This window comes from Pseudokineococcus lusitanus, from assembly GCF_003751265.1.
Taxonomy (GTDB): Bacteria; Actinomycetota; Actinomycetes; order Actinomycetales; family Quadrisphaeraceae; genus Pseudokineococcus; species Pseudokineococcus lusitanus.
In genome coordinates this window covers 1-25,737 of record NZ_RJKN01000013.1, presented here as the reverse complement: position 1 = coordinate 25,737, position 25,737 = coordinate 1, and the positions used below count along the sequence as shown (strand labels likewise).

Below are 25,737 nucleotides of genomic sequence, written 5' to 3'. Positions count from 1 at the left end.
CCCCCGGTGTTCCGTCAGCCGCGACCGCGCGGCGGCGCCGTGGTCCCCCGGTCGACCAGCGCGGGCGTCAGCAGCCTCGTCGCCCGCGGCTCCGGGCGACCCGTCGCCTCCAGGCGTCGCACGAGCTGCCGCACCGCGAGCTCCCCGAGCCGCCCGGCCGAGGTGCCCACGGCCGTCCACGGCGTCGGCAACCCCTCGACGACCTCCAGGGCGCACCGGACGAGCACGGACAGGTCCTCCGGCACCGACGTCCCGCGCCGTGCCAGCACCCCGGCCACCGCCACGGCCGCCTCCTCGTCGTCGAGGACGACCGCCGTCGCCCCCGGACGGGCGCCCAGCGCCCGGGCCAGCTCCCCCTCCGGGTCCGCGGCGTCCCCGACGAGCGGGTGGACGCCGAGGCGCACGCCGCGGCGCCGCGCCTCCTCGCGCGCCGCGTCCTGCAGGCGCCGGGCGCGAGGGGGCCGGCGGAAGGGCGAGGGGTCCCCCCGGCCGACGAGGACGACGTCGCGGTGCCCGAGGTCGGCGAGGTGCGCGACGAGGAGGCGGCCGGCCTCCTCGAGGTCGAGCTCGACGGCGTCCAGCCCCTCCGCCCCCACCGGGGCGCCGACGACGACGCCGGGCTGGGAGGCGGCGCGGAGCACCGGCAGGCGCGGGTCGGCGTCGACGACGTCGAGGAGGACGACGCCGTCGACGTCGCCCGCGTCGAGCCGGCGGCGCAGCACCCCGGCCGCGCCCCCGACGCCCCCGCCGCCGCCCTCGGCCCCGTCGAGGACGAGCACGTCGTAGCCCAGCCGGAGGGCCGTGGACGTCGCGCCGTCGAGGCACCGCTGCTCGCCGGGGGCCCGGCGGGCAGCGGTCGGACGGCCCGTCAGGGCCAGGACCCGGCGCCCGGTCGTCACGGCGTCAGGACCCCGGGGGCGGGGTCGGCGCCGGACGCCCCGGCGGCCCGGACGGCACGGCCGACGAGGTGCGCGAGGGCGCCGTCGCGGGCGAGCACGGGGATCTCCGCGAGGGGGGCGTCGAGCTCGACCCGCTGCCCGCCCTCGTGCACGTCCCCGGTCCGCAGGTCGGTCCAGCGGGCGCCGGCGGGCAGGTGGACCGAGCGGCTGCGCGCCCCCGCGACGGTCACGGGCGCCACGAGCAGGTCCGGGCCGAGGAGGAACTGGTCGTCGACCGTCCAGGAGGCGTCGTCGTCGGGGAACTCGTGGAAGAGCGCCCGCATGACGGGCTGCCCGTCCTCGTGCGCCTGCCGCATGACGTCGCGGACGTACGGCCGCAGCGCCTCCCGCAGGTGGACGTAGCCGGCGAGGACCTCGTACACCTCCTCGCCGAAGCTCCACAGCTCGTTCGGCCCGCCGGAGCGCAGGCGGCGGGACCCGTCGGCGGCGGCGACCTCCTCGTAGGGCAGTCGGTCGCCGTGCAGCCGCATGACGGGGCAGAAGGTGCCGAACTGGAACCAGCGGATCAGCAGCTCGTGGAAGGCGGGGTCCTCGGAGTCGCCGTGGTGGAAGCCGCCGATGTCGGTGGTGAACCACGGGATGCCCGCGACGCCCATGTGCAGGCCCGCGGTGATCTGACGGCGGAGGTCCTCGAAGGTGGAGGAGATGTCCCCGGACCAGGCGAGGGCGCCGTAGCGCTGGCTCCCGGCCCAGACGCAGCGCAGGAGGTTGACGACGTCGGGGTCGCCGGCCGCGACCTGCCCCTCGTGCAGGGCGCGGGCGAAGTGCTGGGGGTAGATGTTGCCCACCTCCAGCACCGGGCCGAGGTGGTACCGGTAGGCGTCGAAGTCGTACGCGCCGAACTCCGGCTCGGCCTCGTCGAGCCAGAAGGTCCGGATGCCGTACCGCCCGTAGCCCTGCTCGAGCTTCTCCCACAGCCAGGTCCGCGCCTCGGGGTTGGTCACGTCGAGGAAGACGCTGGCGCCCTCGAAGCCCATCTGGATGTCCGTGCCGCGGTCCGAGGTGACCAGGAGGTTCCGGCGTCGCAGCTCGTCGACGTTCTCCGAGCGCAGCGAGACCTGCGGCCACACCGACACCATGAGCTCGACGCCCATCGCGTCGAGCTCGGCGACCATCGCCGCCGGGTCCGGCCAGAACTCCTCGTCGAAGCGGAAGTCACCCATCTCCGGCCAGTGGAAGAAGTCCGCGACGACGACGTCGAGCGGCAGGCCGCGTCGCCGGTGCTCCCGCGCCACCTCGAGGAGCTGCTCCTGGTTCCAGTAGCGGAGCTTGCACTGCCAGAAGCCGAGACCGCGCTCCGGCATCATCGGGGTGTGGCCGGTGGCGCCGGCGTAGCGGCGCGTGATGTCGGCGGGTGTCGCGCCGGCGGTGATCCAGTAGTCGAGCTGCTTGGTCGACTCGGCGGTCCACTCGGTGCGGTTGGTGGCGAAGGTCGCGCGCCCGATCGCGGGGTTGTGCCACAGGAAGCCGTACCCGGCGCTGGAGAGCACGAACGGGACGCTGGCCTGCGAGTTGCGGTGGGCGAGCTCGAAGGTCGCGCCCTTGATGTCCAGCAGGTGCTGCTGGTACTGCCCCATGCCGTAGAGCCGCTCGCCGGGGACGGGCTCGAAGGCGGCCGTGAGGGCGTGCTCGCCGCCGCCGCGGTGCGGTCGCATCGACCGTGCCGGCAGCTTGAGGGACCCGCCGGCGTCGAGCTCGCGGAGCAGGACCCGCCCGTCGGCGTCCAGGAACGTGACGTCGCAGCGCCCGACCTCGTGGCCGAGCTGCTCGTCGTAGGCGGCGCCGGCGCGCAGCCGTGCGGTGATCGCGCCGTTGACGAGGACGCCGGTGGCGCCGTCGTCCTCGAGCCGCACCTCGGGCGACGTCGGCGCGGGCGGCAGCAGCGCCCAGTCGGTGTCGAGGACGTCCCCACGGGGGACGGCGCGGACGCGCAGCGAGTCCTGCCCCCAGGCCTCGACGACGAGGGTCTGCCCCCCACCACGCCAGACGAGGCCGGTGGGGGTGGCCGAGAGGTGCTGCATCGAGGTCCTTCCGGTGCCGGCGCCCGGGGGCGCCGTGGTCGTGGTGCGGGCCCCGACGAGCGGGGTGGAGCGGTGGGAGGACGGCGGGGGACGCCGGCCGTCCGGTGGGCGCCGGACCACCCGCCCGAGCGGCGGGCGGGTGGTCCGGGTGCCGACCCGGCAGCAGGAAGCGGGTCGGCGTCCCGGCCCTCGGGGAGCTCACCTCCCCCGAGGGCCGGGCGTCGGGTGGGTCAGCGGCAGCTCTTGGCCGCGTAGGCCGCCGTCCCGGTGGCGACGACGTCGCCCTTGGTGGCCGTCCAGGTGACCTCGCCGGCGGGGACCGACGTGGCGCGCGGTCGGATGGCCCGGCCCGTGGTGCGGTCCGGCGCCAGCTGCGGCACCGTCACCTGGCCGTGGGGCGAGGTGGCCGTGAAGGCCACGCGGGCGTCCTCGTCGTTCGTCATGGTGACCTGGAGGAACGTGTTCCGCCCCACGCACCGCGACTCGACCGCGACCGCCACGTCGAGCTGCGGCTCCGGCTCGGCGTCCGACGCCACGAGGGGCGTGACCCGGAGCGTGTCGAGGTTCGGGGCCCACTCGGACCGGAGCAGGATGCCCGGCCACGTGTCGGACGCGTACGTCACGCCGTCGAAGTTCGGCTTCTCCTCGGAGGAGATCCGGACCGTGTTGGTCCCCTCCGTGAGCTCGACGGGGACCGTCAGCTCCCAGAAGTTGTTCTGGTGGAAGGAGTGGGGGAACGGGACCCGCTGCGCCTCGCCGCCGTTGACCGAGATGTACGCGTAGCGCGCCACCGGGTCGGGGTTGTAGTGCGTCGCCGGCGACTGCTCCTGGTTGGAGTAGCGGAAGGTCAGCGCGTGCTTCCCGTCCTCGGCGGCCACGACGTCGTCGAAGGTCAGCGTGCTGCCGTTGCCCGGCGCCCCGCCGACGTCGACGACGGCCTTGCCACCGCTGGCGAGCGACATGTCGGCGACCCGTGCGGTGCCGGCGAGCGTCGCGTCCTCGGCCTCGTGCTCGGTGCTCGGCAGGGCGTCGTCGGGCCAGGTGACCCGCAGCCGGTCGACGAGCGTGGTGCCCGAGACACCGGTGACGGTGACCTTGTTGATGCCTCCGGACAGGAACGTGGTCACCTCGGTGCCGGTGGAGACCTCGTTCTCGTTCACCGTCACCGTGTGGGTGCCGTCGCTCGTGGCGTCGAGGGCGAGGGTCGCCCCGGCGTCCACGGGCGAGTGGACCCAGAAGGTCACGGCCTGGTCGGCGCCGAGGCGGGCCTTGCCCGCGCCGGAGGACTGCCCGGTGTGGTCGAGGGTGGCGCCGTCGTCCAGACGCGCCTGCTCGGCCTCGTAGGTCTCCTCGGTGTGCGCCGGGTTCGCCAGCGACAGGTCGATCTTGTCGATGAGCACGTCGCCCTTGGTGGACCCGGTGCCGTCGGCGCTGCGGGAGGCGAGGGTGATGGCGCTCCTGCCGGCCGGGAGCTGGACGGTGGTCTTCTCCTGGTCCCAGACGACCCACTTGTAGCCCAGCGGCATGAACAGCTCCTGCTCGGAGGCCGCCCGGCCGTCGACCCGCAGGAAGACGTTCACGGGGCCCTGCTCGGCGTTGATCTGCGCCGTGTTGAGGGAGTTGGCGAAGACGCTGAGGTCGTACTCGCCGGCCTGCGGGACGTCGACCTCGAAGTCGAGGCTGACGTCGGCCCCGGTCCGGAGGCCACCGACGTTGTACTCGCCGGAGGTGTAGAAGCTGCCCTGCCGCGTGGGGCCGCCCTCGGGGCCGTTGACGGTGATGCCCGCGCCGCGGCGGGTGGCGTCCTCGGCCTCGTAGGTGGCGTCCCAGAGGACGGGGTTGCTCGACGTCGCCGTCGCGCCCTCGCCGGGGCTGACGACGACCTGGTAGGCCGACTCGTCGTCGAGCAGCGGCACCTCCTCGCCGCCGAAGTGGACGACGAGCTCGCCGTCCTGCACCTCGGCGACGTACTCGGCGACGGTCGGCGGGTTGGCCGAGCTGCCGAGCTGGCCGGTCCAGCCGATCTCCTTGACCTCGACGTGCACGGTCTCGCCGAAGACGTCGGCGGGGACGTTGTCGAAGCGCAGGAAGGACTCGCCCTCGGCACCACCGATGATGGCGCGGGCCTGCCCCTTCTCCTCGTCGAGGCTGGCCACGCCCTGGAGGGTGTAGCTGACGCCCGGCTGGGGCGGGGTGAGCTCGACCGTGTCGCCGCTCATCGAGGAGTAGGCGTTGAGCAGCCACCACTGGCCGTTGGCCTTGTTCGCCTCGACGGCGGAGTCGGACAGGTTGCCGTCGATGTTCCAGTAGGCGATGTCGCCGAAGACCTTGCTGTCCTCGAGCGCCGAGACCCACTGGATCATCTGGCCGGGCACCGAGGTGTGGTAGTTGAACGCGTACTCGGTGATGTTGATGGGGAGCTCGGTGCCCTCCCGCTCGGTGCCGGCGAAGATCTCCTCCTCCCAGCCGCGGTAGCGGTCCACGCTGGTGCGGATGGTCGCCGGGTTGGACAGCTCGTGCCACGAGATGACCTCCGGCACGGTGTCGGCCGCCACGGCGTGCTCCATGAAGCCGTGCACCTGGTCGTACAGCACCGACGTGTTGGGCCCGCTGATGCGCGCCTCGGGCCACTTGTCCTTGATCATCCGGTACGCGCGGTCCCAGGACGCGAAGAAGTACTGCGGGTCGTCCAGCCAGCTGATGCCGTTGTAGCTCCACTGACCGCTGCCGAACATGTTGCCCTCGGGCTCGTTGAACGGCATGAGGACGATGTTGTCCTGCTCGTCCTCGGGCAGCTGGAGGACCTGGTCGACCTGCTTCTCCAGCTTCTCCATGTAGATGTCCATGCGCTGCTCGGGCGTGTCGCCCGGCCACTGGTACGGGAAGCCGCGGTGGATGTCCGTCATGTAGACGTAGACGTCGCCGTCGCTGGTGGCCGCGAGCGGCTCGACCACCTCGAGCGCGTCGGCGCCGGGGTGCTGGGGGCCGTCCTGCGCCTTGGTGGCCACCGACTGCAGGTCGATGCCCTCGAGGAGGTTGCGCGTGGGCAGGCCCTCGTCGTAGACGCCGTAGAGGGTCCCGGACGCGCCGCCCAGGAAGGCGCCGGTGCTGGTGGCCAGGTCGACGGTGACCTCGCCCGGCAGCGTGACGACGACCGTGGCGGTGACGGTCTGCTCGGTGCCCGCGACGCGCCCCTCGACCGTGAAGCGGCCGGGCTGGGCGTACGCGTCGGCGGGCACGTCGGCCCAGGTGATCGCGACAGGGCGGCTCAGGCCGTCGGAGTACGTCGCGTCGACCGTGCGCGGCAGCGTGGGCGCCACCGACCGGGTCGTGCGGACGTCGAAGGTCGAGGTGGCGAGGCCGGAGACGGTCGGCAGGTCCTGGCCGTACAGCTCGACGACCTGCTCGGGCGACATCGCCGCGTCGAAGACCTGGAAGTCGTCGACCGCTCCGTCGAAGAACGGATGGCCCTCCCAGAAGGCCCGGCCGATGCGACCGGACGTGCCGTCCGCGTGCAGGACGGCGTCCAGGTCCAGGGCCGCCGACTGCCGGCCGACCTCGAGGCCGTTGACGTAGTAGACGACGGTCGACCCGTCGAGCACCGTGGTGGCCTGGACCCAGGACCCGGTGGGCAGCTTGCTGCCGCCTGAGACGCCCACCTCGGCGTTGCCGTTGACCGGCTTGACCGACGAGCGCGTCCGCGCGTCGCCGCTGAACGAGGGCGTGAGGAAGGTGGCGCGCTCGTTGTTCGCGCCGAGGTTGTAGACCCACTGGAAGTCCGGTCCGCCGTCCCAGCGCACCCACGTCGAGATGGTCGCGGCCTCCAGGCCCTCGAAGACCCCGCCCGGGATCTCGACGAAGGGGGAGTCGGTGCCGGGGGTCCCGCCCGGGAGCTCGAGGGCCGTGCCGGCCGCACCCTCGACGACGGTGGCGCCGCCGGCGCCCCGCAGCTGCCCGTCGAGTCCCTTGGCGGAGGAGTCGGGGACCACGCCGCCGGCGAGGTCCACGTCGTCGAAGGTGTAGTGGAGGACCAGCTCCGGCGTCTCCGCCGCAGCGGCGGGGGCCGGTGCGGGGGCGGGCCGCGTCGCGGCGGTCGTCGCCCCTGCGGTGGGGATGACCATGGCTGACGCGACGGCGGCGACGGCGACCGTGCGCCGCCTCCGTCCTGCGTGGCGTCGTTCGTGGGCAGACATCGTCGTCGCACCTCTCTCGTCGTCGTGCGCGTCACGGCCGGTCGCTCCCGGCCCGTGGTCGGGCGGCGCCTCGTCGCGCCGGCGGTCGAACTGTCGAATCGATTCGACAGCCGAACCGTACGCGGCTGCGGCAGAACGGCGCAATACCCTCGCGATGTGCGACGGCGCACGTCGGACGGGGCGACGGGACGGGGAGGGAGCCGGGTGGCGACCATCGGCGACGTGGCCCGCGAGGCGGGGGTCTCGCCGAGCACGGTCTCCTACGTCCTGTCGGGCAAGCGGGCCATCTCCGCCGAGACCGCACGCCGGGTCAACGAGGCGATCGCCCGGCTCGACTACACCGTCCACCTCGGCGCCCGGGCGCTGCGGACCGCCCGGACGATGACGCTGGGCGTCGTCCTGCGCTTCCACCACGCCGAGTTCGAGCCGGCCATGGCGACGTACCTCGTGGCGCTGGCCGACGCCGCGCGCGAGGCGGGCTACTCGCTCCAGCTCATCACCGACGAGGACGCCGCCGCCGCCGTCGGTCGTGCGGTGCGGGAGCAACGGGTCGACGGCCTCCTGCTCCTCGACGTCCTCGAGGACGACCCCCGCTTGGAGCCCCTGCGCCGCAGCCCTTTCCCGGCCGTCCTCGTGGGGATGCCGCCCGACCCCGGGCCCGCCGACGCCGTCGACCTCGACTTCGCCGCGGCGGCCGAGCTCCTCGTCGAGCACCTGGCCGACCGGGGGCACGAGCGCGCGACGCTGGTGCGGTGGGCCCCGGAGGTCTACGCGGCGGGGCACACCTTCGCTCTCCGCTTCGCCCGGGCCGCGCACGCCCGGGCCGCCGAGCGCGGCCTCGCGCTCGTCGACCACGACAGCCCGACCACGCCCGAGGCCGTGCGCGCCGACCTCGCCGACCTCCTCGGCGGGGACGACCGCCCGTCGGCGCTGCTCGTCCACAACGACGCCGCGGCCGCCATGCTCCCGACGGTCCTCCACGACCTCGGGCTCCGTGCCGGGGAGGACGTCGCCGTCGTGAGCCTCCACTCGGCCCGGCTGGCGTCCTTCTTCGCCATCCCCTTCACCTCGGTGGAGAGCGCCCCGGGGCGGGTGGCGCGCGGCGCCGTCGAGCTGCTGACGTCGCGGCTCGACGCCGCCGCCGGCGCCCCCGCCCGGCGGCTCGTCGTGCCCGAGCTGGTCGACCGCGGCAGCGGGACGGGCCCGGCCCGGGCCACCCCCGGGCGCTGACGACGCCGGGCGTCCCGGGCGCCGGGTCCCCCTCAGGTCGGACGGCGGACGGTCCGGTCGGACGAGGAGGACCAGCCCTGGGGACGACGACAGGGGCCGGTCGGCCGACCTAGCGTCGTCGTCATGGCACCTCACCGACGCCCGAGGCAGGACCGACGACGGCACGCGCGACGAGCCGCCCACGACCCCCGGGTCGGGACCGGCACCGCGCGAGGGGATCTCCGGTGATCGTCGCCGAGGGCCTCACCAAGCGGTACGGCGCCACGACCGCCGTCGACGGGATGAGCTTCCGCGTGGAGCCCGGCCGGGTCACCGGCTTCCTCGGGCCGAACGGCGCGGGCAAGTCGACGACGATGCGGATGGTCGTCGGGCTCGACCGGCCCACCGCGGGCCGCGTCACCGTCGGCGGCCACGCGTACGTCGACTCCCCCGCGCCCCTGCGGGAGGTCGGCGCGCTCCTCGAGGCGCGCGCCCTCCACCCCGGCCGCAGCGCCCGCGACCACCTGCGCGCCCTGGGCGCCACGCACGGCATCGGCGCGGGCCGCGTCGACGAGGTCCTCGAGACCGTCGGCCTCACGGGCGTGGCCCGGCGCCGTGCCGGCGGCTTCTCGCTCGGCATGGGGCAGCGCCTCGGCATCGCCGCCGCGCTGCTCGGCGACCCGCGCGTGCTCGTGCTCGACGAGCCGGTCAACGGCCTCGACCCCGAGGGCGTGCGCTGGGTGCGGCAGACGGTGCGCCGGCTCGCCGACGGGGGCCGCACCGTCCTCGTCTCGTCCCACCTCATGGCCGAGATGGCGATGACCGCGGACGACCTCGTCGTCGTCGGGCGCGGACGCGTCGTCGCGACCGGCACGGTCGCCGAGGTCGTCGCCTCGGTGAGCGACGCCTCCGTCCTCGTCCGCAGCCCGCGGGCCGCGGACGTCGCCGCCGCCGTCCACCGGGCCGGCGGCCGCGTCGAGGGCGGCGCCGCCGGTGCCCCGCTCGTCGTCCGCGGCCTCGACGCCGCCCGCGTCGGCGACCTCGCGGCCGCCGAGGGGCTGCCGCTGCACGAGCTGACCCCCCGCCAGGCCTCCCTCGAGGACGCCTTCATGACCCTCACGGCCGGCGACGTCGAGTACGCCTCCGCCGCAGCCCCTGCCACCTCCGGGAGGACCTCGTGAGCGCCACGACGCACGCCCCTGGCCCCTCGTCCGCCGGCGCCCGCGACGGCGTCACCCTCGCCCGGGTGGTCCGCTCCGAGCGCATCAAGCTCTTCACCCTCCGCTCGACGTGGTGGACGCTCGCCCTCACCCTCGCGGGCGTCGTCGGCATCGCCGCGCTCCTCGCGGTCGTCACCGCGGCCACGGGCGGCGTCGGCGGGCCGACGGACGTCACGTCCCTCACGACGGGCGTCCTCCTCGGCCAGATCCCCGTGGCCGTGCTCGGCGTGCTGACCATCACGGGCGAGCACGCCACGGGCGCCGTCCGCGCGACGATGACCGCCGTCCCGCGCCGGGTCCCCGTCCTCGTGGCCAAGGCGGTCGTCCTCGCCGCCACGGCCTTCGTCCTCGGCGTCGTCGGCGTGCTGCTCTCGGCGCTCGTGACGCTGCCCCTCTACGGCGCCGACGCCCCGTCGCTCCTCGACGGCACCGGGGCGCGCGTCGTCGTCGGCACCGGGCTCTACCTCGCCGGCGTCGCGCTGCTCGGCCTGGCGCTGGGGTGGCTGGTGCGCGGCTCGGCGGGCGGCGTCGCCCTCGTCCTCGCCGTCCTGCTCTTCCTGCCGAGCCTCCTCATGCTCCTCGGGTCGCTGCTCGGCTGGGAGTGGGTCTCCCGCGCCGCGGCGTACCTGCCCGGCGAGGCCGGCGCCCAGGTGCTGTCCGTGGTCCCGGGCGAGCTCGGCCCGTGGGGGGGCCTGGGCGTCATGGCCCTCTGGCTCGTCGTGCTCCTCGGCGCGGCGGCGCTCGTCCTGCGCCGCCGGGACGTCTGAGGGAGGTCCCCCGACGCCCCGCCCGGGGCGGTGGGCGACGATGCCGGGCGTGACCGTGCCCGACCCCGCGCCCTCCCACGGCGTCCCCGCGCGTCCCGACGCGCCCGCCGTCCCGGCCCCCGCCATGCCCGCGGACGCCCTGCCCCCCGCCGACGCCGCTGCGCCGCAGCAGGAGTGGTGGCGCACGGCCGTCGTCTACCAGGTGGTCCTGCGGGCCTTCGCCGACGGCGACGGCGACGGGTGGGGCGACGTCGCCGGGCTCCGCGCGCGGCTGCCGTACCTCGCGGCGCTCGGGGTCGACGCCGTGTGGGTGAACCCCTGGTACGTCTCGCCGATGGTCGACGCCGGCTACGACGTCGCCGACTACCGCCGCCTCGACCCGCGGTACGGCACGACGGCGGACGCCGAGGCGCTCGTCGCGGAGGCGCACGCGCTGGGGCTCCGGGTGATGCTCGACGTCGTCCCCAACCACACCTCCGAGCAGCACCCGTGGTTCCGCGCCGCCCTGGCCGGCGACGAGACCGCGCGGGCCCGCTACCTCTTCCGGCCGGGCCGCGGCGAGCACGGCGAGGAGCCGCCCAACGACTGGGAGAGCTGCTTCCGCGGGCCGGCGTGGACCCGGACGACGACGCCCGAGGGGGAGCCGGGCGACTGGTACCTCCACATGTTCGCGCCCGAGCAGCCCGACCTCGACTGGTCGAACCGCGAGGTCCACGACGAGATGCTCGACGTCCTGCGCTTCTGGTTCGACCGGGGCGTGGACGGCTTCCGCGTCGACGTCGCCCACGGCCTCGTCAAGGAGGCCGGGCTGCCCGACGCCGACGGGCGCGACCGCCGCACCGAGGAGCACCCGGGCTGGGACCAGGACGAGGTCCACGACATCTGGCGCGAGTGGCGGGCGCTGGCCGACACCTACGACCCGCCGCGGGTCTTCGTGGCCGAGGCGTGGCCCGCCCGCCGCGCCGAGCGGCTGCCGCTCTACCTCCGGCCCGACGAGATGCACACGGCCTTCGAGTTCGAGCCGCTGCACGTCGCGTGGCGGGCCGGGCCGTGGCGCGACGTCGTCGACCGGTCGGTCGCGATGTCGGGGCTCACGGGGGCCCCGTGCGCGTGGGTGCTCACCAACCACGACGTCGTCCGGCAGGCGACGCGCTACGCGCGCAGCCAGTTCCCCGAGAAGGGCACCAACGAGACCGAGCGCGCGCGCTGGCCCACGGAGGTGCCCGACCTCGCGCTGGGACGTCGCCGCGCCCGCGCCGCCGTGATGCTGACGGCCGCGCTGCCCGGCGTCCTCTACGTCTACCTCGGCGAGGAGCTGGGCCTGCAGGAGGTCGAGGACGTCCCCGACGACCGCCGCACCGACCCGATCTTCACGCGCTCCGGCGGCACCGACCCGGGCCGCGACGGCTCCCGCGTGCCGCTGCCGTGGTCGGGCGACGCCCCGCCCTTCGGCTTCTCGCCGGAACGCCGCCCCGACGGCAGCCCCGCCCTGGACCCGTACCTGCCGCAGCCCGCCGGCTGGGGCGCGCTGACCGCGCAGGCCCAGGCCGCCGACCCCGCCTCGACGCTCTCCCTCTACCGGCGGGTGCTGGCGCTGCGGCGCCAGCACCTCGCCCAGGCGGGGCCGATGCGGTGGGTGCGGACGCCGTCGCCCGACGTCCTCGCCGTCGCCCGCGAGGGCTCGCACGTGCAGTCGTGGGTCAACCTCGGCGCCGCGCCCGTGGACCTGCCGGCCGGGGCGCGGGTGCTCGTGGCCTCCGAGCCCGTCGAGGGCGGGGTGCTGCCGGGCGACGCCGCGGCGTGGGTGGAGGTCGACGGCTGAGCCCACGGGGCGCCGGTCGCCGGCCCCTCAGAGCCCCAGGACGGCCTGCGCGACGAGGAAGTAGACGACGAGGCCCGTCGCGTCGACGACCGTCGTGATGAAGGGCGAGCTGACGACGGCCGGGTCGACGCCGACCCTCGTCGCGACGACGGGCACGACCGAGCCGACCGTCGTGGCCAGCGTGCAGACGACGACGAGCGACAGGCAGAGCACGAGGGCGACGTCGGGGCCCGCGACGAGCGTCGCCGGCACCGCCCCGACGAGCGCCAGCGACGTCCCCAGGAGCAGGCCGGTCGCCGCCTCGCGGGCGACGACGCGGCCGACGTCGGACGGGCGCACGTCGCCGACCGACAGCGCGCGGACGACCGTCGTCACCGCCTGCGCGCCGGCGTTGCCGCCCGTGCCGATGAGGAGCGGCACGAAGAGCGAGAGCGTCACCACCTGCGCGAGCGTCGCCTCGAAGGCGCCGAGCACGCCGACGGTGAGGCCCGCGCCGACGAGCAGGACGAGCAGCCACACCACCCGCGCGCGGACGAGCCGCGGCACGGACGTCGCGAGGTACGGCCGCCGCAGGGGCTCGCTGCCGCCGCCGCGGGCGGAGTCCTCGTCCACCTCCTCCTCGAGGACCCGCATGGCGTCGTCGACGGTGAGGACGCCGAGCAGCCGCCCGCCGTCGTCGACGACCGGGGCGGCGAGCAGCCCGTGGTCGCGGACGGTGCGGGCGGCGACCTCCTGGTCGTCGTCGGCGCGCACGACGACGGGCCGGCTCATCACCTCGCGCAGCGCGACCTCGTCGGGCGTGAGGACGAGCCGCCGCAGCGCGACGACGCCGACGACGACCCGGGCGTCGTCGACGACCGGGAGCATGTAGACGGTCTCGGCGGCGGCGCCCTCGCGGCGGACGTGGTCGAGCGCGCGGCCGACGTCCCAGCCGTCGGGCAGCGCGACGACCTCGGGCGACATCCGGCGCCCCGCCGAGTCCGGCGGGTGGCCCGCGAGCGCGACGGTCATCCGGCGCTCGTCCTCGGGGAGGCCGGCGAGGAGTCGCTCGGCGACGTCGTCGGGGAGGCCGTCGAGGAGCCGCGCGCGGTCGTCGGGGTCGAGGCGGAGCGCGAGCCCCGCGCCCACGGGGTCGGGCAGGGCCCGCAGGAGCTCGGCCTGCAGGGGCGGGTCGAGCGCGGCGAGGACCGCCGTCCCGGTGCGGGCGTCGAGCGCCCGGACGGCGGTGGCCCGCGCGCCGCGGTCCAGCCGCTCGAGCTCGTCGACGGCGGCCGGGACGCCCAGCCGCGCCACCTCTCGGCTCACCGCCCCGGGGTCGTCGGCGCGCACGAGCACCGCCAGACCGGCGCCGCCGCCGCCCGTCCCGCCGTCCTGCTCCGGCCGCCCTCGCTCCCGCACCGGTCGATGGTCCCCGATGGCACCGGGCCGGGCCGCGCCCGACGATGGCGTCGTGGACGACGCGACCCCGACCGCGAGCCCCTCCGACGCCGGGGACGGCCCGGCCGAGTACGACGTCCTCGTCGTCGGCGGCGGCCCCGCCGGCACGACGGCGGCGCTGCGGGCCGCCGAGCTCGGCGCCCGGACGGCGCTCGCGGAGGCCCGCCGGACGGGCGGCACGTGCGTCAACACCGGCTGCGTGCCGACGCGCGTCCTCGCCAAGACGGCGCGGCTCGTGCGGGAGGTCCGCCAGGCCGCCGACTACGGCCTCGCCGTCAGCGAGCAGCCCGTCGACTGGCCGCGCACGGTCGCCCGGGTGCGGGAGCGGATCGAGGCCGTGCAGGAGGCCAAGGCCGAGCCGGACCGCCTCGCCGACGCCGGCGTCGACCTCCTCCTCGAGGGCCGGGCCCGCTTCGTCGGGCCCCACGAGGTCGAGCTCGAGGGCACCGGCCGCCGGGTCCGCGCGCGCACCGTCCTCCTGGCGGTGGGCGGCCACACCCGACGGCTGCCGATCCCGGGCACGGAGCTGGCCGTCGTCCCCGAGCACGTCCTCGACCTCCCCGCGGTGCCGCGTCGGCTCGCCGTCATCGGCGCGGGCAACACCGGCGCCCAGCTCGTCACGGTGTTCAGCGCGCTGGGCAGCGAGGTGACGCTCCTCGAGGTCGCGCCGCGGATCCTCGCCCAGACCGACGCCGACGTGTCCGCCGCCGTCCACGAGGCCTTCGTCGACCAGGGCATCGCCGTGAGCGTCGGCGTCCAGGGCGTGACGTCGCACGAGCGGGCCACCACCGCCGAGGGCGCCGAGGGCGTGCGGCTCACGTGGATCGCGCCCGAGGCCGACGGCGGCGGCGAGCGCTCGGAGGTCTTCGACGTCGTCGTCCAGGCCACCGGGTGGCCCGCGCGGCTCGAGGGCCTGGGGCTCGACGCCGCGGGCGTGACGCACGACCGCAAGGGCGTCCCCGTCGACGAGTACCTGCGCACCGACGTCGAGCACGTCTACGCCATCGGGGACGCGAACCAGGACTCGATGCTCGTCCAGGCCGCCCACCGCGAGGCCGAGGACGCCGCCGTCAACGCCGTGCTCGGCCCGCGCCGCAGCCGCCGCCACCAGCTGCTCCCGGCGGGCGGTTTCACCGACCCCGACTACGCCGACGTCGGTCTCACCGAGGCGCAGGCCCGCGAGCGCGACCCGCGCTGCGTCGTCGCGACGGTGCCGTTCGCGTCGATGGAGCGGGCCGTCATCGACGACCGCACCCGCGGCTTCCTCAAGCTCGTCGCCGACCGCCGCCGCGAGCAGCTGCTCGGCGCGCACGCCGTCGGCGAGAGCGCGGTCGAGGTGGTGCAGGCGGTGACGACGGCGATGGCCGCCGGCGTCGACGTCGCCACGCTCGCCGGCGTCCAGTACGCCTACCCCACCTACTCGGCGGTCATCGGGGCCGCCGCCCGGGCGCTGCTCGCGGCGGACGACGCGGGCACGGGCGACGCGTGGGCGGAGACCGGGCGCGACTGAGCCCGCCGCGCGGGCGTCGGGTCCGACGTCTCCCGTGATCCCGGCCTCGGGATCACGGGAGACGTCGGACCCGGCCTCACGCCCGGTCGTGCACCGTGACGGCGTAGCCGTCGAGGTCGGCGAACGTGAAGGTCCGGCCGAAGGGGCCGTCGGCCGGCGGCACGAGGACCTCGACGCCGGCGGCGGCGAGCGCGTCGTGCAGCGCCTGGGCGTCATCGGCGTGCAGCCACAGCGCGACGCCGGCGCCGGGGCGCGGGCTCACCGCGTCGAGGTCGAGGCCGGGGAGCGGTGCCCGGACGGCGAGGGGGACCGGCGTCGTCGCGAAGACGACGGCGCCGGGGGGCGAGGCGGGTGCGCGGCGCAGGCCCAGGTGCTCCTCGTAGAAGGCGGCGGAGGCCTCGACGTCGCGCACCTGCAGCGCGAGGAAGTCCGGTCCGGTGACTGCGGCCACGATGTGCTCCTCCGGTCGTGTGTCAGGTTCCTGACACGGCCACGGTATGTCAGGCTCCGGACATGGCGCAAGAGGGCATCGAGCTCGGCACCTCCGTGGGCTACGCCCTCAAGCGGGCGGCGACGGCGCTGCGGGTGGCGATGGAGGAGGCCCTCGCGCCGCTCGGCCTCACCGTCACGCAGTACTCGACGCTCGAGCTGCTGGGGCAGCGCCCCGGGCTGTCCGCCTCGGCGCTGGCGCGGGGCACCTTCGTGACGCGGCAGTCGATGCAGACGGTGCTCGCCGGCCTCGTCGACCGGGGCCTCGTGACCCGGCCGTCGACGGCCCCGCACGGGCGAACGCTGCCGACCCGGCTCACCGAGGACGGCGAGGACCTCCGGGCGGGGGCGAGCGACGTCGTCGCCGCCGTGGAGCGCCGGATGCTCGACGGCCTGCCCCCCGGCGGCGAGCAGCGGCTCCTCGCGGGCCTCGTCGCCTGCACCGACGCCCTGGACCGCTCGGCGCCGACGGCGACGCCCGGCCCCACGACCTGAGCGCCCGTGGTGGTGTGGGGCCCACCACCGACCCCGACGCCCGGGAGGCCGCGTGACCGCCCCGTCCGCCCGCCGCTTCGTCGTCCTGCTGGCGCTGACCGTCCTCGCCGGCGCGGCGCTCGTGCTCGTCGTGCCCCGGACCGTCCGGCCCGACGGCGGCGTGCCCCTCGTCGTGCCGGTGCTGCTGGCCGTCGCCTGCCTCGGCGGCGGGCTCGCGGCCCGCGCCGCCCGGCCCGACCTGCGGGGACGCCGCTAGCGCGTCGTCCCCGACGTCGCGATCCCCGCGACGAAGTGCTTCTGCCCCAGGAAGAACAGGACGACCATCGGCACGGTCGTGATGACGCTCGCGGTGATGACGACCTGCCACTGGAACTCGCCGCCCGCGCCGAAGGTGTCGACGAGGGTCTTGAGGCCGCGCGGCACCGTGAAGTTCTCCGAGGACCGCAGGTAGATGAGCGGGCGCATGAGGTCGGTCCACGCGGCCTGGAACTCGAAGAGCAGCGTGACGACGACGGCCGGCTTGGTCAGCGGCAGGGCCATCCGCCAGAACAGCTGCCAGTTGTCCGCCCCGTCGATCGTCGCCGCCTCGAAGACCTCCCGCGGCAGCCCGAGGAAGAACTGCCGCAGCAGGAAGATGTAGAAGGCGCTGCCGAAGAGGTTGCCCGCCCAGAGCGGGACGAGGCTGTCGGTGAGGCCCAACGAGTTCCAGATGAGGAACGTCGGGATCATGGTCACCGCGCCGGGGAGCATCATCGTCGCGAGGACGAGGGCGAAGAGCGCCCCGCGGAAGCGGAAGCGGAAGTACGAGAACCCCCACGCGACGAGGGCGCTCGAGACGGTGACCGCGGTCGCGGCGAGCACGGTGACGAGCAGGGTGTTGCCGAGCCAGAGCAGCAGCGGCGCCTCGTCCCACACCTGGACGTAGGTGGCGAGCGTCGGGTCCTGCGGCAGGAGGCGGTTGTCGAAGACCTGCGACCGCGGCTTGAAGGACGCGGAGACGAGCCACACGAAGGGGTAGACGAAGACGACCGTCGCCGCGACGAGCGCCGCGGTCACGAGGACCCGCGAGGGCGTCCACCGCCGCCGGTGCCGCACGGCCGGCGGGGTCGAGGGCGGGCCGGTCTCCCCCGTCACGCCGGAGGCCCGCGCGGCGAGCGCGGCGGCCGGGTCGGCCTGGGCGGCGCCCACGGCGCCGGACCCGCTCCCGCTCACGGCTCCCGCCACGGGGACGGCGTCGTCCCGCGCGGCCCCCGGGCCGCCGCTGCCGGTCGGGGCGCTCACCGCTGCTCCCCCTCGTAGTAGACGAAGCGCCGCGACAGGCGCACCTGGACGAGCGTCACGGCGAGCACGACGACGAAGAGCCCCCACGCGAGCGCCGAGGCGTACCCCATCTGCAGGAACTCGAAGGCCTGCCGGAAGAGGTAGATCGAGTAGAAGAGCGCGGCGTCGTTGCTGTACGTCGAGTTCCCCGCGCCGAAGTAGGCGGTGTAGGCCTCGCTGAAGCTCTGCAGGGCCGCGATGGTGTTGACGACGGTGATGAAGAAGAGCGGCCCGCTGATCATCGGCACGGTCACGCTCGCCGTCCGCCGCCAGAAGCCGGCGCCGTCGACCCGGGCGGCGTCGTAGAGCTCGCCGGGCACGTTGCGCAGCGCGGCGAGCAGGATGATGACCGAGGAGCCCATCGTCAGCAGGCTGATGAGGACGAGGCCCGGCTTGACCCAGTCGGGGTCCGTCGTCCACGCGGGGCCCTGGATGCCCACCCACGACAGCACCTCGTTGACGAGCCCGACCTGCCCGTTGAAGAGGAGCAGGAGCAGGACGCCGAGGGCCACCGGCGGGGTCATGTTCGGCAGGTAGAAGGCCGTGCGGAAGAAGCCCGCCGCCCGTCCGCCGGCCTGGTGCAGCAGCAGGGCCAGCCCCAGCGACACGACCACCTGCAGCGGCACCTGCAGCAGGGTGAAGACCACGGTGTTCTCGATCGCCAGGAGGAGCTGCGGGTCCTCGGCCATCTGCCGGTAGTTGTCGAGACCGACGAAGCGCGGGGCGTTGATGACGTCGTAGTCCGTCAGCGACAGGTAGGCGCTGTAGAGCATCGGCCAGGCGGTGAAGACGAGGAAGCCGACGGCCCAGGGGCTGATGAAGAGGAGCGCCGCGCGGGTGTCCCGCCGCCGCCGCGCCCGGCCCGCCCTGCCCGGCGCCGTGGGCACCGGCGCCGCGGGGGACGTGCCCGCCCGCGGCGCCGTGGCCTCAGCCACGGGCGTCCCAGTCCTCCCACGCGGCGTCGAGCGCGTCCTGCGCCTCGCCCTGCGCCCGCTCCAGCGACTCCTGCGGCTCGGCCTGCCCGTTGAGCACGCGGTTGGCGGCGTCCTGCCACGCCGTCGTCACCGCGGCGTCCGCAGGGTTGGCGGCGAGCGCGAAGACGGCGTCGTTGGCCTCGTAGACCGCGTCGATGCCGCTCTGCCACGGCTCCCCGGCGTCGGTGGGCACCAGCTCGGCGCGGATGCGCTCGTCCGCCTCGTCGTTGGCGGTCAGGAGGCCGGTGAAGACGCGCCCGCTCTCCTCGACGGCGTCGACGCGCGCCTGCGCGGCGGCCATCCACGTGTCCGTCGCCGTCATCGTCACGGCCAGCCGGCAGGCGGCCTCGGGGTTGGCGCTGCCCGTCGGCACCGCCCAGGCGGACCCGGCGGTGTAGGCGATCGGCGCGCCCTGGCGGTCGCGGAACGGCGCGACGACGAGCGGGACGTCCGGCGAGACCTCGTTGAGGACGTTGAGGTACCACTGCTCGAAGGGCATCGCGCCGAGGACGCCGGTGGCGTACTGGTTCTCGGCGCCGAAGAAGTCCTGGGCGTCGCGGTTGGCCTTGACGGCCCCGAAGCCGCCCTGCCGCGCGTAGACGTCGGCGGCGAAGGTCAGCGCCTCGACGACGGCGGGGTCGTCCAGCTGCGCGGTCCGCCCGTCGTCCGACAGCAGCCGGACGCCGTTGGCGGCCGACCAGAGCGGGAGGAACTCCGGCAGCTTGCTGTCGTAGCCGATGACGTCGACCCCGCCGGCCGAGGTCACGGCCATCGCGTCGGCGGCCGCGGTGACGCCCTCCCAGCTCGACCCGTCGACGTCGGCGACGTCGAGGCCGGCGGCCTGCAGCAGGTCGCCGTTCGCCATGAGCACCTGCACCTGGTTGAACTCCGGGACGCCGAAGAGGGTCCCGTCGAGCGTGACCTGGTCCAGCGCCGACTCCCGGTAGACGCCCGGGTCGACGCCCTCGCCCTCGAGGCAGTCGTCGAGCGGCAGGACGGCGCCGCGCGCCGCGAGCGTCCCGATCTGGTTCCGGTTGGCGTTGATGACGTCCGGCGGGTCCTCCGCCGCGACGGCGGAGAGGAACTGCTGGATGTCGAGGTCGCCCTCGACGAGCTGCACGTCGACGTCGGGCAGCGCCTCCTGGGCCAGCGCGAAGCGGGTCTCGCCCACCTCGTCGCCCGTCCCGAAGCCCGCCACGACGAGCTCGCCCGACACCTCGGCGTCGCCGTCGTAGGTGACGTCGGCGGTGTCGCCGCCCGTGCCCGTCGCGCAGCCGGCGAGGACGACCGCGGCCCCCACCACGAGCGACGCCGGGCGCCGGGCCCGGCTCCGGCGGCCCCCCGCGCGCGTCCTGCTGCTGCCCATGCCGGCCCCCTCCGTCGCGAGCGCCGCGTCGTCGCGGCTCCTCCCGGATGGTGCACCCGGCGGGGCCTCCGGTGCGTGCGGCGGTCCGGTGCGCCGCCCCGGGCCTCAGCCGACGGCGAGGTCGTCGACCCGCACGTCCACCCGCACGCCGTCGACGCCGACGACGGCCGCCAGCGCCGCACCCACCTCGCGCCGCACGAGCTCCGCGAGCGCCGGCAGGTCACGCCCGTGGACGGCGACGAGCGACAGCACGAGGGCCGCGGGCGCCCCGCCCGTGCCCTCGCCGACGTCGCGGACGAGCGCCAGCGACACCCCGGGCACCCGGCCCGCGGCCTCCTCCGCCACCCGCTGGAGCACGACGCCGCGCACGCGCGTCTCGCCACGGTCGCCCGGCAGCACGACCCGGCCCGTGCGCGGCCCGAGCGCCCGGACGCGGCCCATGACGGCGTCGACGAGGTCGGCGGGCGGCGTCTCGGGCTCGACGAGCGAGGCCGTGACGGCGGACCAGCGCCGCTCGACGTCGTCGACGAGCGCGCGGCAGTGCGGGCACGTGCGCTGGTGCTCGTCCCGCTCGTCCCGCTCGTCGTCCGGCGGGTGCACCCGCCCCTCGAGGACGAGCTCGAGCAGGGGCGCCGTCGGGCGGCCGCACGGCAGCACGTCCCCCGCGGTGACGTCCTCGTCCCCGGTCATGACCACCCCTCCATCTCCGCCGTCAGCGTGCGCCGAGCACGCGCCACCCGCCCCCGGACGGTGCTCGCGGGGACCCCCAGGAGGAGCCCCGCCTCGTCGTAGCCCTGCTCGAGGACGGTCGTCAGCACGAGCGCGGCCCGCAGGTCGTCCGGCAGCCCCGCGACGCCGCGCCGCAGCGCCCGCCCCCGCGCCCGCTCCTCGACGACCTGCTCGGTCCGCACGGGCGCGGGCCGCTCCACGTCGTCGGGCACCGGCACGGGCCGGCGACGCCGCAGCGTGCTCATGCACTGGTTGACGACGACACGGTGCAGCCACGTGGAGAACGCCGCGCGGCCGTCGAAGCCCGGGAGCTTGGTCCACGCCTTGACGAAGGCCTCCTGCACGGCGTCCTGCGCGTCGCCGCGGTCGGCCAGCAGGCGGAACGCCAGCGTGAAGGCACGGGCCTGGTGGCGGCGCACGAGCTCCTCGAAGGCGGCGGTGTAGCCCTCCTGCGCGCGCGCGACGAGCGCGGTGTCGTCGGCGTCGGCGAGGCCGGCGGCCGACGCCCCCCGCACGCTCCCGGGCACCCGCGCCCCCTCCTCCGTCGTCGTGCACCGTCCGTCCGGGCGCTGCGAACGGAAGCGTCGCACCGGGAGCCGCCCCCGGCACCCGCGGGCGACCCACAATGGGGGCATGACGGGCGCGGGGGACGACGGGGCGTCGGCACACGACGCGTCGGGTCCCGCCGACGACGCCGCCCGGGCCGCGGCCGCCCTCCGGTCCGACCGCGGCCGCACCGCCGCAGCCCGCCGGCTGACGGCGGCGACCGCCGACGCCGTGGCGACGGCCGCGACGCGCCGCCGCCTGGACGTGCTCGCCCGGTGGGCCGCGCAGCTCGTCGGCAGCGCCTCCGCGCGGGTGGTCCTCCTCGACGACCTCCAGACGCGCGTCGGCGCCGCGGGGCCCCAGCCCGAGGACCTGCCCGCGTACGGCGACCGCACGGCGGACGGCCCCCTCGACCTCGCGGAGTGGCTGTGCGCCCGGACGGCCGCCTCGGGCCGGACCCTCGTCGTCCACGACACAGGCACCGACGCCCGCGTGCGCCACCTGTGGCCCGTGACCGACGGTGGCGTGGGCGCCTACCTCGGCGCCCCGCTCCTCGACGCGGAGGGCCGGGCGGTCGGGGCGGTGTGCGCCTTCGACGCCGCGGCCCGCACGTGGACGACGGCCGACGTCGACCTGCTGCAGCAGGTCGCCGACTCGACCGCCGCCGAGCTGGAGCTCGCGGCGCTGGCCGCGGAGCACCGGCAGAGCCGCCTGCTGCTCGACCTCACCGTCGCCGCCGCCGAGCTCGGCACCTTCGACCTCGACCTGGTCAGCGGCGAGCTCGAGATGAACGAGCGCCTCCTCGAGCTCTCCGGCCTCGACCCGCGGACCTTCGGCGGCCGCCCCGAGGACGTCTACGCCCACATCCACCCCGAGGACCGCGAGGCGACCGTCGCCGCGGTCACGGAGGCCACCACCCACGGCGGCGACTACCGGGCCGAGTACCGCATCGTGCTGCCCGACGGCACGGTGCGGTGGGTCGCCGCCCGGGGCGCCACCCTCCCGGGCCCGCAGGGGTCGGCGCCCGTCCGGCTGCTCGGCGCGGCCCTCGACATCACCGGCGTGCGGGCCGCGGCGACGCGGACGGAGCAGATCCTCGACGCCATGGCCGTCGGGTACCTGGCCATGGACGGCGGCTGGGTCGTCACCTTCGCCAACGCCCAGGCCGTCCGGGCCCTCGGCCGCCCCCGGGAGGAGCTGGTCGGCGGGGTGATCTGGGACCTCTTCCCGGCGACGGCCGGCACCGAGTTCGAGGCGGGCTACCGCCGGGCCGCCAAGACCGGCCGGCCGGTCACCTTCGACGCGTACTACCCCGCACCGCTGGACGCCTGGTACGAGGTGCGGGCCACCCCCGAGGGCGACGGCGTCGCGCTGTACTTCCTCGACATCACCGCGCGGAAGCGGGCGCAGCAGGCCGCCGAGGGCGCCGCGGCGCGGCTGGCCCTGCTCGCCGCGGTCACGCGCGAGCTCACCTCGTCGCCCGAGGACCCGGAGGCAGCCGTCGGCGCCCTCGCCCGCCTCGTCGTCCCCGAGCTCGCCGACTGGTGCCTCGTCAGCCTGCTCGACGACGACGCGCCCGCCGTCGGCCCCGCGCGTCGGGCACGGGGGCGCCGGGCGACGGAGCCCTCAGCGGGCCGTCGCGAGCACCGCGGGCTGCGTGACGTCGGCAGCTGGCACCACGACGAGGAGCTCCGCGGCACCGTCCGGGACTACGCCGCCCACCGGCTGGACGAGCTCGACGGCAGCGCCCCCGTGTGGCGCGCGCTGCGCGAGGACCGCCACGTCGTCGTCGACGACGCCACGGCCACGTTGACCGCCGCGATGCCCGGGGACGGGCCCGGCAAGGACCTGCTGCGGCGGCTGGCGCCGAGCAGCGGGGCGGTCTTCCTGCTGCGCGGCCGCGGCCGGGTCGTCGGCCTGCTGAGCCTCTTCCAGGGGCCCGACCGCGCGCCGCTCACCGCGGACGAGCTGGCCACGGCCGCCGACGTCGCCGACCGCGCCGGCACCGCGCTGGACTCGGCCCGCCTCTACCGGCAGCAGCGCGACCTCGCCGCCGGCCTGCAGCAGTCGCTGCTCACCGACCCCCCGCAGCCCGACGGGGCCCAGGTCGTGGTGCGCTACGTCCCGGCCGCCGAGGCGGCCCAGGTGGGCGGCGACTGGTACGACGCCTTCACCCAGCCCGGCGGCGCCGCCGTCGTGGTCATCGGCGACGTCATCGGCCACGACACCCGCGCCGCCGCCGCGATGAGCCAGGTCCGCGGCGCGCTGCGCACCCTCGGGGCCACGAGCGACGACACGCCCGCGCGGCTGCTGACCCGCACCGACGAGGCGATGGCCGCCCTCGGCATCACGACGACGGCGACCGCCCTCGTGGTCCGCCTCGAGCGGGTCCCCGGCGGGCGGGGCGACGGCGTGACCCGCGTCCGCTGGTCCAACGCCGGGCACCCGCCCGCCGTGGTGGTGCGCCCCGACGGCGCCGTCATGCACCTGGCGGCCCCGCGCAGCGACCTCCTCCTCGGCGTCCTGCCCTCGACCGACCGCAGCGACCACGAGGTCGTCCTCGAGCCCGGGTCCACCCTGCTCCTGTTCACCGACGGTCTCGTGGAGCGCCGGGACCGGTCGCTGCGCCACGGGCTGGACCGGCTGGACGAGGTGGTCGCCGGGCTGGCCACCGAGGAGGCCGACCTCGACGGGCTCGTCGACGGGCTGCTCGCCCGGATGCTGCCGCCGCAGCCGGAGGACGACGTCGCCGTCCTGGCGGTCCGGCTCGACGCCGGAACGACGCACCGGCCGTGACCGCTGGATCACGATCAGGTCACGGTCGTCACTCGAAGTAGCCGTCTGCGACAGAGCGTGCTCCGCTGTCCTCCGGGCCGAGACCTCTCGGACCGGGCGGTCGCACCGACGCGACTCCCGCACGTCTACCGCACCGGACGGAGATCCACGTGACCGCTCTCCCGCGCACGCTCGCCCTCACCGCGGCCCTGGGGCTCGCGGCGCTGCCGCTGGCCGCCCCGGCCATGGCCGCCGACGCCACCGACCTGTCCGGCAACCTCACCCAGCTCAACGACTCCGGCGTCACCGCCGAGGTCACCGGCTCGATCGACGGCACCGAGCTGAGGATCAACATCACCCCGAACGGGCTGCTCGCCGACGCCCCGCACGCCCAGCACATCCACATCGGCGGCACGAACTCCTGCCCGTCCAACGACGAGGAGGGCTCCGGCGCCGACGGCGCCCTGCAGGTCTCCGACGCCGCGGACCGCTACGGCGCCATCGCCGTCTCCCTCACCACCGAGGGCGACACCTCGCCCGACTCGGGCCTGGCCGTCGACCGCTTCCCGGTCGGCGACGCCTCCTACTCGCGGACCATCGAGGTCTCGCAGGAGGTCGCCGACCAGATCGCCGACGGCGACGGCGTCGTCGTCCTGCACGGCGTCGACCAGAACGGCTCGGGCACCTACGACGGCGACACCCCCTCCGACCTCGACCCCTCGCTGCCGGAGGAGGCCACGAACCCGGCCGCCTGCGGCACGCTCGACGTCGCCCAGATGTCGATGCCGGGCGGCGGCGTGGACACCGGCGCCGGCGGCGTCGCCGGGTCCGGCAGCACGACGACCTTCGTCGTCGGCGGTGCGGCGCTGGCCGCCGCCGGTGCCGCGGGCGTCGTCCTCCTGCGTCGCCGCGGCGCGCAGGACTGACCGACCCGCACCACCTGCACGACCCGTGGGGCGCGCGACCGACCGGTCGCGCGCCTCACGGCGCACCACCCGCCGCCCGACGACGACCGAGGGGCGCGTGCCGGATGACCGCCTCACCGCCGACGTCGACGAAGGCCCGGGGTCGCGCCCTCCAGGTCGTGACCGCGCTCACCGCCGTGCTCCTGGCCGGGGCTCTCGGCCGGGGATTCATGGCTGGTGGCCCCGACGCAGGACCCGCCGCCTCGGCCGGCGGGCACCACGGCACGGTCCCCGCGCCGTCGCCCCCGACGACCGCCGCAACGGCCGCCCCCGCGGACGCCCCCGCGGACGCCCCCGCGGACGCCCACGCCTGCCACGCGACGACCGCCCCCTCGAGCGCCTCCTCGAGCGCCCCGGGCACCACGGTCGGCGCCGACGGCCGCGTCGTCCACGACCACGGCGACCTCGAGGTCACCGTCATGCTCGGCGAGCACGGCCAGACCCGCGTCAAGGGCCCCGTCCGCCCCGGCGCCTACATCTCCTTCGTCAACCACACGACCGCCGACCAGGTCCTCACCAGCGCGGACGGGACGATCACCGTCGACGTCCCCCTCGTCCGCCTCGTCACGGTCCAGGCCCCGACCACGCCGGGCACCTACCGCCTCGTCTCCGGCACCGACAGCACCGTCGCCGCCGAGCTCGTCGTCGCCCCGTAGCGCCGCCACGCGGCCATGTGACCCACGTCACAGAGATCGCGCGTGACGACCGCCCGTGAGCCGCGTCTGACCTGGTGTACGCGACCGGCACACGGCCGGGCGCAGGACGGAAGGACCACCATGAGCCAGCAGACCTCCGCCACCACCGCCCGCGACACCAAGGGCACGACGGGCACGGCGCTCCAGACGACGCAGGGCACCACCTCGATCGCCGACCAGGTCGTCTCCAAGATCGCCGGCATCGCCACCCGCGAGGTCTCCGGCGTCCACGGCCTCGGCGGCGG

At 76.0% G+C, this 25,737-nt stretch carries 21 protein-coding genes; 11 read left to right on the top strand and 10 right to left on the bottom strand.

Annotation, left to right across the window (positions count from 1 at the left end; translation table 11 throughout):
• Positions 1-14 precede the first annotated feature (14 nt).
• The 3 genes from EDC03_RS17005 to EDC03_RS16995 all read right to left on the bottom strand — a co-directional run bounded on the left by EDC03_RS17005 (position 15) and on the right by EDC03_RS16995 (position 7,101).
• Positions 15-899: a substrate-binding domain-containing protein gene (locus EDC03_RS17005; protein WP_123381459.1), complete on the bottom strand. Its 885-nt coding sequence runs from the start codon at positions 897-899 to the stop codon at positions 15-17.
• Entirely contained in the window at positions 896-2,980 is a 2,085-nt protein-coding gene (locus EDC03_RS17000) for a glycoside hydrolase family 31 protein (RefSeq protein ID WP_123381458.1), read from the bottom strand. The genes EDC03_RS17005 and EDC03_RS17000 overlap by 4 nt, the downstream gene beginning before the upstream one ends.
• A 230-nt stretch (positions 2,981-3,210) precedes the next feature.
• A complete protein-coding gene (locus EDC03_RS16995; RefSeq protein WP_123381457.1) occupies positions 3,211-7,101 on the bottom strand; it encodes a LamG-like jellyroll fold domain-containing protein in 3,891 nt (1,296 codons plus the stop codon).
• Positions 7,102-7,377: 276 nt separating this feature from the next.
• Between EDC03_RS16995 and EDC03_RS16990 the strand changes: the two genes are divergently transcribed.
• From EDC03_RS16990 to EDC03_RS16975, 4 genes are all read left to right on the top strand, one after another.
• Entirely contained in the window at positions 7,378-8,403 is a 1,026-nt protein-coding gene (locus EDC03_RS16990) for a LacI family DNA-binding transcriptional regulator (RefSeq protein ID WP_158674347.1), read from the top strand.
• A 224-nt stretch (positions 8,404-8,627) separates the two neighbouring features.
• Positions 8,628-9,563 carry an ATP-binding cassette domain-containing protein gene (locus tag EDC03_RS16985; protein ID WP_123381455.1) on the top strand — a complete coding sequence of 312 codons (936 nt, stop codon included), beginning with the start codon at positions 8,628-8,630 and terminating at the stop codon, positions 9,561-9,563.
• Complete coding sequence (locus tag EDC03_RS16980; protein ID WP_123381454.1) at positions 9,560-10,369, top strand: ABC transporter permease; 810 nt, start codon at positions 9,560-9,562, stop codon at positions 10,367-10,369. Before EDC03_RS16985 ends, EDC03_RS16980 begins: the two co-directional genes overlap by 4 nt.
• Before the next feature lie 124 nt (positions 10,370-10,493).
• Positions 10,494-12,191 carry a glycoside hydrolase family 13 protein gene (locus tag EDC03_RS16975; protein ID WP_123381479.1) on the top strand — a complete coding sequence of 566 codons (1,698 nt, stop codon included), beginning with the start codon at positions 10,494-10,496 and terminating at the stop codon, positions 12,189-12,191.
• 27 nt (positions 12,192-12,218) lie between these two features.
• Here the strand turns inward: EDC03_RS16975 and mgtE are convergent, their stop codons facing one another.
• Positions 12,219-13,589: a magnesium transporter gene (mgtE, locus tag EDC03_RS16970; RefSeq protein ID WP_123381453.1), complete on the bottom strand. Its 1,371-nt coding sequence runs from the start codon at positions 13,587-13,589 to the stop codon at positions 12,219-12,221.
• A 52-nt stretch (positions 13,590-13,641) separates the two neighbouring features.
• On the opposite strand from mgtE, the gene EDC03_RS16965 reads away from it, so the two are divergent.
• Positions 13,642-15,138 (top strand): dihydrolipoyl dehydrogenase family protein, encoded by a 1,497-nt coding sequence (locus EDC03_RS16965; RefSeq protein ID WP_241967245.1) that lies wholly within the window; start codon positions 13,642-13,644, stop codon positions 15,136-15,138.
• Positions 15,139-15,214: 76 nt separating this feature from the next.
• On the opposite strand, the gene EDC03_RS16960 is transcribed toward EDC03_RS16965, so the two are convergent.
• A complete protein-coding gene (locus EDC03_RS16960) occupies positions 15,215-15,589 on the bottom strand; it encodes a VOC family protein (protein WP_199720379.1) in 375 nt (124 codons plus the stop codon).
• A gap of 62 nt (positions 15,590-15,651) precedes the next feature.
• On the opposite strand from EDC03_RS16960, the gene EDC03_RS16955 reads away from it, so the two are divergent.
• Both EDC03_RS16955 and EDC03_RS16950 read left to right on the top strand, forming a co-directional pair.
• Positions 15,652-16,122, top strand: coding sequence for a MarR family winged helix-turn-helix transcriptional regulator (locus tag EDC03_RS16955; protein ID WP_123381450.1), 471 nt, complete (start codon positions 15,652-15,654; stop codon positions 16,120-16,122).
• Between the two features lie 52 nt (positions 16,123-16,174).
• Positions 16,175-16,378 (top strand): hypothetical protein, encoded by a 204-nt coding sequence (locus EDC03_RS16950; RefSeq protein ID WP_123381449.1) that lies wholly within the window; start codon positions 16,175-16,177, stop codon positions 16,376-16,378.
• On the opposite strand, the gene EDC03_RS16945 is transcribed toward EDC03_RS16950, so the two are convergent.
• The 5 genes from EDC03_RS16945 to EDC03_RS16925 form a co-directional block, all read right to left on the bottom strand.
• Entirely contained in the window at positions 16,375-17,256 is an 882-nt protein-coding gene (locus tag EDC03_RS16945; RefSeq protein ID WP_422393842.1) for a carbohydrate ABC transporter permease, read from the bottom strand. The two genes, EDC03_RS16950 and EDC03_RS16945, sit on opposite strands and share 4 nt — an antisense overlap.
• A gap of 143 nt (positions 17,257-17,399) precedes the next feature.
• Positions 17,400-18,329, bottom strand: a complete 930-nt coding sequence (locus EDC03_RS16940; RefSeq protein WP_422393841.1) for a carbohydrate ABC transporter permease — start codon at positions 18,327-18,329, stop codon at positions 17,400-17,402.
• A 40-nt stretch (positions 18,330-18,369) separates the two neighbouring features.
• Positions 18,370-19,782, bottom strand: coding sequence for an ABC transporter substrate-binding protein (locus tag EDC03_RS16935; protein ID WP_123381448.1), 1,413 nt, complete (start codon positions 19,780-19,782; stop codon positions 18,370-18,372).
• Positions 19,783-19,887: 105 nt separating this feature from the next.
• The gene (locus EDC03_RS16930; protein ID WP_148058137.1) at positions 19,888-20,472 is read right to left on the bottom strand and encodes an anti-sigma factor; all 585 of its coding nucleotides are present in this window, start codon (positions 20,470-20,472) and stop codon (positions 19,888-19,890) included.
• On the bottom strand, positions 20,469-21,038 hold the full coding sequence (locus EDC03_RS16925) for an RNA polymerase sigma factor (protein WP_158674346.1): 570 nt from the start codon (positions 21,036-21,038) through the stop codon (positions 20,469-20,471). The genes EDC03_RS16930 and EDC03_RS16925 overlap by 4 nt, the downstream gene beginning before the upstream one ends.
• Positions 21,039-21,144: 106 nt before the next feature.
• Here EDC03_RS16925 and EDC03_RS16920 point away from each other — a divergent pair, with 106 nt between their 5' ends.
• The 4 genes from EDC03_RS16920 to EDC03_RS18620 form a co-directional block, all read left to right on the top strand.
• Positions 21,145-23,853: a SpoIIE family protein phosphatase gene (locus EDC03_RS16920; protein ID WP_123381445.1), complete on the top strand. Its 2,709-nt coding sequence runs from the start codon at positions 21,145-21,147 to the stop codon at positions 23,851-23,853.
• Between the two features lie 149 nt (positions 23,854-24,002).
• Positions 24,003-24,758, top strand: a complete 756-nt coding sequence (locus EDC03_RS16915; protein ID WP_199720376.1) for a hypothetical protein — start codon at positions 24,003-24,005, stop codon at positions 24,756-24,758.
• A gap of 104 nt (positions 24,759-24,862) precedes the next feature.
• Positions 24,863-25,453: a hypothetical protein gene (locus tag EDC03_RS16910; RefSeq protein ID WP_123381444.1), complete on the top strand. Its 591-nt coding sequence runs from the start codon at positions 24,863-24,865 to the stop codon at positions 25,451-25,453.
• Between the two features lie 120 nt (positions 25,454-25,573).
• On the top strand, positions 25,574-25,737 hold a 164-nt coding region (locus EDC03_RS18620; RefSeq protein ID WP_148058135.1), incomplete at its 3' end, for an Asp23/Gls24 family envelope stress response protein.